Source organism: Limnohabitans sp. 2KL-17, from assembly GCF_003063415.1.
Lineage (GTDB): Bacteria > Pseudomonadota > Gammaproteobacteria > Burkholderiales > Burkholderiaceae_C > Limnohabitans_A.
Genome location: NZ_NESK01000052.1, coordinates 1 through 6,237, shown reverse-complemented (window position 1 = coordinate 6,237; position 6,237 = coordinate 1). Strand labels below are relative to the sequence as shown.

The window sequence follows — 6,237 nt, the reverse complement described above, 5'->3', positions numbered from 1 at the left end:
CTCATGTCCATCATTCTCCGGGTTGATGGACTTCTTGGAATATGGCTGGTACGGTTTATGGGGGGTAGGTCACAGAACAGTGCGCTACGCATGGTTATCCCAGTACGGCTGTGCCAGCATTTAAAACGTTCAGCACTTCGTCACGCAATGGATGTACTCCTACAAGCACTACCGCCTGAGCAGGGCCCTGGGCGGATTACCCGCCAGCTTGATGGCCAGGTGCACTTTTTTATCAGCCACATTGGCCGAAAGCACACCTGACGATCAAGAGCTCGCTTTACATCACTACCGAGAGCTTGGCCTGGTCGTTGATCAGCACATGCCCGGACTGGTTGCTCCAAAGCGCATAGGTGTCGATGCCCACCACGGTGCTGGTTCCGGTGTCATGCCAGCCTGCACCACCGAGCACAACCTCGTCGTTGCTGGCGGCGTCAATCACCATGACCTTGTGCGGGCTCTGCAGCACTTGCTCCAGGCTAAGGTGCAGGGTGTTGGCCGTTGTGTCCTGGCTCAGATCGATCTTTTGCTCGGGCAAAGCGGTGCGAACCAGGCTGTCCAGCGACAAGGACTGGAACCAGACGTCGGCCAGATCGTGGGTAAGTCCGTCGGCCCCGGTCCACTGCGACACCAGCCCCAAGAGGTTGCCATTGTCCACATGGGCGCCGGTCTGGGCTTTCAGATCCAAGGACTGCACGCCCCATTGCGACAGACTTTGCAACTCACCCGCATCGGTCACGCCGTCTTGGTTGGCATCTATCCACAGGCGCAATTGGCTAAAAACCGTATCGCGTGCGTCGATCGAGCCATCGCCGTTGCCATCGTACTGGCGCAAAGCCTCGTAGCCATCATTGGCCTTGGAGCCATCGGCCAATTGCGTACCGCTGCCAAACAATTCGCTACCGTCTTTGATCTGCCCGTCGCCATTCAAGTCCAGAACCAGCAGGCCATCCTTGCCATCCGTCCAACCCGACAGCTTGGGTTTGCCTGATGCCTCCACATCGAACAGCACGCCCCGAGCCATATTGGTGGTGCGCACGCCATCGCCATTGAGGTCAAGCACCAGCGGCGTTGCATCCGTGTTCACCGAGATGGTGCGCGTAGCCGTGTTGAGCAGCTGGCTCCCCTTGAAGGACCTTACGCCAATGATCTCTTGCCCCGCGCCCATGTTCACGTAGTCGGAGTTGCCCACAGCGTCGGCCAACGTGTAGGACCAGTTTCCACTGGATACCGCTGCCGTGCGTTCGACGCCTGCGATGTTCAGAACCACGCTGGTGGCCGTGGTGTCGCAGGTGCCGCTGAGCGTGACACCGGTGCTGCGCTCGGCAGCCGAAATCACGTCGTTACCCGCGATGGTGCTGATGGCAGTCTGGCTGATCATGAGTCCTGTTCCTACGTCGTAAACACCGTCGGTGAACTGAAGGTACTGGACGTTGGTCAGCGTGTCGGTACCGTCAAAGCTGCTGCCACGGCTGTCTGTCACGGTGGTGGTGCCAGACGCGATGGTGATGGTGTACTGGCTACGGCTGCCTGTGTACAGCGCTGTGTTGGTCCCGCCCTGCCCATTGATGGTGTCGTTGCCGGTACCGCCCGCCATTTTGTCATTGGCACTGGTGCCAAGCTGCCGTTGGTCAGCAAATTGGTGATGGTGGGCAGCTGAGCCGCATTGACGCTGTTGGCGCTCACTTTGATGTCGCTGTTCACCAGGACCTGGGCGGCGGCCACAAAGGCACCGGTCGCCACCGTATAAACACCGTCGTTGAACTGGAGGTACTCGATGTTGGTCAGCCCGTCAGTGCCGTCAAGCCTGCCGCCGACTCGGTTGTCGGTCACGGTGGTGGTGCCGGTGGTGTTGCCGGTCGCCGCTGAAATGGTGTACTCACTGCGGTTACCCGAGTAGAGGGCATAGTCAGTTCCCTCGCCACCATCCATGGTGTCGTTGCCGGTGCCGCCCATGAGGCGGTCGTCTGAGCTTGTGCCCTTGATCGTGTCGTTCAGCGATGTGTCATTAACGCCGTTAGAGCCCGCAATATAGCCTGTGGCTGATTCAAACACCACGACCCGGTCAACGATCAAATCCTGTGAATCGCTAGCGGTCGCAGTGGCATCTTTAATCCTGACGCTGGTGCGGGTAGATGAGGCCGTGAATGTGATGGCGTAAACCGTGCCACGGTTTGTATTGGAGGAAGTTGAGCCTTCGATCGCAAGTCCTGTAAAAGTTTGGGTCGACAGTGCGGTTACGCCAAAATTGGTGTCATTGAAAGCCGCTAATTCAACCTGAGTTTCTGTGAAAGCTCCATCCGCTCCATATGCATCTACCTGCATGGTGTAGGTTTTACCTGCCACCGTGTCAATGGTCTGATACATGAAGCCACCACTCGGTTTGCCATAGTTAAAGTTGGCAGCGATATCGCCGTCTGTGCCTCGACCAGGGGGAAACACTGGTGCATTGGTCGGAGACAATGTCCAGTTTGCCGCGCTGGAGTTTGTCCCGCTGACAAAGGTGCTGTTGCTGAAGCTGCCATTGCTGAGTAAATTGACTGGCGCCGCCAAGCTGTAAGCCGGTGCGCTGCTGTACACGGCATAGGCCTTGCCATCCTTGGTGACAGCCCCGTCGTTGCGCCAGTTGCCGCCCAGCACCAAGGTGTCGTTTGTGCCGCCATCCACCACGACTTGTTTGTAGGCGTTGCTGGCCCCGGTTTGCAGTGCGTAGCTTGCGCTCTTCCAGAGCGATGTGGTGCTGAGAACCGCGTCTTCGCTGCCCATGGCCAGCACTTCGGTGTTGCTGAGCGTGAGCGTGTTAGCGGCAGTGCTGGTGGCCAGGTCGATGCGCTCGATGCTGGTCAGTTTCACGCCTTGCGCGGGGTCAAGCAGATCACTCAATTCGGCTTTGGCGGCGGTGATTTTTAAGGTGTCCAGCATGGTGCTGGAGCCCGAAATCTGGGGTGCGCTCGCAAAGCTGCTGGCTGCGCCTGCGCCGTAGGCAATGGTGCCCGACTGCACGCCGTCGACCGTGACGGTGATGGGCACGTTCTGTTTGTTGACCTGGAAGTTGGCCACGGCCGTGGAGGATGCGTCGTTGACGTCCACAACCGACACCGTGAAGGTGCGCAGACCGGCATCGGGCGTGGCTTCGCCGTTGATGTAGGACAGACCTTGAATGAAGGCCTGGGCCTGGCTGGTGGTGACGAAAGTGACCGGTGAAGGTGTAAAGCTGAAGCGGCCCGAAGCGTAAGTGACGGTCCAGGTGAGGCCTTGGGCGTCGACAACGGTCGCCGGCAAAGAGGTGCCGTCGGCGTTGAGTTTGGTCGTGCCGATAAGTAGGTTTTCTGCACTGCCGTTGAGCAGGCCCTGCGGGGTCACCTCAATGCGCTTGATGTTGCTGGTCGAGGTCAAGGCCGCATTGGCAGCCAGTTGCAGGCCAGTTTCGCCACCCTCTTGGTATTTCCAGAAGTTCTGCCCAGATAGTTTGGTGGTGAGGCCATCTGCAGCCAATATAGTCCAGGAGGGATTAATGGTGACAACAAAACCATAGCTGCCGTAACCCGGCGTGGTATTTGGGAAGGTGTCGATAATGGTTCCGTTGATGGTCACATTGTCAACGCCGAAGCTTTCGTCAGAACCCGCCTGATCGAGCGTACTCCCAAAACCCAGCTTGAAATTATCGAGCACAAAGGGTGACGTGATGGTGATGTAGTAATGACCATCGGCCCCTAAGGTGTTGCCGTAAAAATTGGCGTAGTTCTGTCGGGCTAATGTCCACGAATAGCCTGACGGATGGGTGCCAGAGTTATCTTCGGTGTTCGTGCTGTATAAAAAGGCTTGACTGAACACCACCTGGTCATTGACATAGACGTTGAACAATTCGTTGTCCCACGTATCGAGCCGGAAGAAGTGAAAGGCAATGGTAGTCTGTGGCAGCGAGCCCACGGACTTGCTGACGCTGCTGCCCGTGCCAGTCGTGCTGGCGCCATTGAGGTCCAGCGTTGGCGTGGCAGTAATATTCACGGTGTTTGAGCTGCTGGCGTTGCTGGTGTTGCCGGCCTTGTCCGTCAGTTTGGCATTGAAGTTGTAGGTACCTGTGCTCAGGGTCGAAGGCGTGAGGTCCACAAAACCGTTAGTGATGTCGGAGACCGTCAATGTCACTGCGCTGCCCAGTGACTTGGTGCCATCGAACAGCTGGATCTGGTGGCCTGCAAGCGCGTTGGTTCCGCTCAGGCTGTAGCGTAGCGTGGGGGTGGTGTCGTCGGTGTTGCCGTTATTGCTCACGGCGCCTTGCACCGCACCCACGTTGTCTGTGAGACTGGTGAGTGTGGGAGCGTTGGGCGCTGTGGTATCGATCACCTGCAGCGCGTAGTTGGTGCTCACAAATGTGCTGCCCGCAACGGTGCTGTCGGCCACCTTCACGCTGACTGCGTAGCTGGCCTTGGTTTCATAGTTCAGCACTACACCGGCTTTGAGGTACAGGGCTGCGCCTACCACCTCAAAGTTTCCTGCATCGGTACCTGTGAGTGTGATGGTGTTGGTGCCCTGCGCATCGTCCGTGACAGCGATGTCGGCCACCCTGATTCGGGTGGTGGTGCTGGTGGTTTCTGCCAAGCTGGTGGTTGTGTTGGTCAAGGCCACGGCGGTGGGCGCGTCGTTGGTCGCCACAACGTTGACCGTCTGCGTCACGAACGTGGTGCTGATCGCGCTCGCATCGCTCGCCTTGAAGGTGATGCTGCGCGCTGTCGTGTCTGGTGTGTCTGATGTGTTGTTGAACTTCACCGTGCGCAGTGCCGCCTGGAAGTCCGCGTCCGTCACCGTCTGTCCACCGACTTTGCTCAGTGTCAGTGTGCCTGCACTGTAGGTGCCCGTGATGAGGGTGGTGTTGGTAAACAGCAGTTCGTCGCCCGTTTTAAAGTTGGTGATGACCACACTGGCCGTCACGATTTCGCTCAGTCCGTCCACATCTGTCACCGTCACGGTGTCGTTGATCACCACGTCGTTGGCGGGGGTGTCTGCACCAGCCAATTCTGTGAAGGTCTTGGGCGCAGCGAGCTCGGTGCCGTTAGCATCAAAAAACTTTTGATAAACACCCCAGTTTGAGCCGTCTGGACCAAAGCTGCCCCAGCCCACCACGTAGCCCCCGTCTGCCAAGGCGCTGACCGTGGTGTGCCGTTGCTCATTGGCGGTGACGGTGTTGACCCGGGTCTCTGGCCCGACCGGCTGGCCCTCGCGGTCGTAGACCTGGCTGTAAATACCGCTCAAAGAGCCGTCTTGATTGTCTGAGCACCAAACCGCCACCCAACCGCCGTTGGCCAAACCAGCCACGTCGTGCAAACGGTCATCCTGGTTGGCGTCCTTCCCACCTTGGTTGCCCGAGGTGGTGGTGTTGATACGGAAGTTAACGCCCATTTTGTCGCCGTTGGAGTCATACCGTTGGGCATAGACCCCGTAACCAGCGCCGTCTGTTGTGTCGTCAGCATAGGTGACCAAAAAGCCCCCGTCGGCCAAATCCGTGATCTGCGGGAACCACTGCTTACCGACTGTAGCGGTGTTGACCTGGAAAATGCTGCCTTGGGGCGTGCCGTTTAAGTCGTAACGCCGAGCAAAAACTTCGCCCGTGCCGGATGCATCAGAGAACCAGGTGACCACAAAACCACCGTTCTTGAGGCCAACCACCGACAGGGCTTCTTCGTAATAGTCGGTGAGACCGAAACGAGACCCCTGATTACCCGCAGTAGCCCCCACGTTGACCAAGAACTCCCCCCCCTGAGCCACGCCGCCGCTGTTGTAGCGCTGGCCGTAAACACCGCTGCCGCTGCCATCTTGACCGTTAGACGCCCAGACAATGACGTAACCGCCATCAGACAACTTGGAGATTTGCGGTGCCATCTGGTAGTCTGATGAGTACGTGTTGACCGTCACGTCCGCAGCGTCCAAAGCTGTGCCGTTGGCATCGAAACGGCGAGAATAAATTTGCCAGTCGGAGTTGTTATCCGAACCCCAGGTCACAACAAAACCGCCACCCGTCAAGCCCGTCACGTCCAGTTCCTGAATGCCCGCGCTTTGCATGAGAAAGCCATGATTTCCTGTTGTGGCCACGTGCACCCGGAACTCGCTACCCACCGGCAAACCATTGGCGTCGTAGCGCTGGCCGAACACATACCAGCGTTCGGAGCCTTGTTGCTGACTCGCCCAAACCTGCACATGACCGGCATCAACGCCGCCACTGACCAGCGCCGCGCTTTTGGGTGC

The 6,237-nt window shown here is 58.2% G+C and carries 2 protein-coding genes; both read right to left on the bottom strand.

Features of this window, described 5'->3' with window-relative positions:
• Nucleotides 1-277: 277 nt before the first annotated feature.
• Nucleotides 278-1,594, bottom strand: coding sequence for a hypothetical protein (locus B9Z45_RS16960; RefSeq protein WP_146180951.1), 1,317 nt, complete (start codon nucleotides 1,592-1,594; stop codon nucleotides 278-280).
• Nucleotides 1,477-6,237 (bottom strand): beta strand repeat-containing protein (locus B9Z45_RS17085; protein ID WP_370445855.1); only part of this gene is annotated, 4,761 nt, incomplete at its 5' end. The genes B9Z45_RS17085 and B9Z45_RS16960, both read right to left, overlap by 118 nt.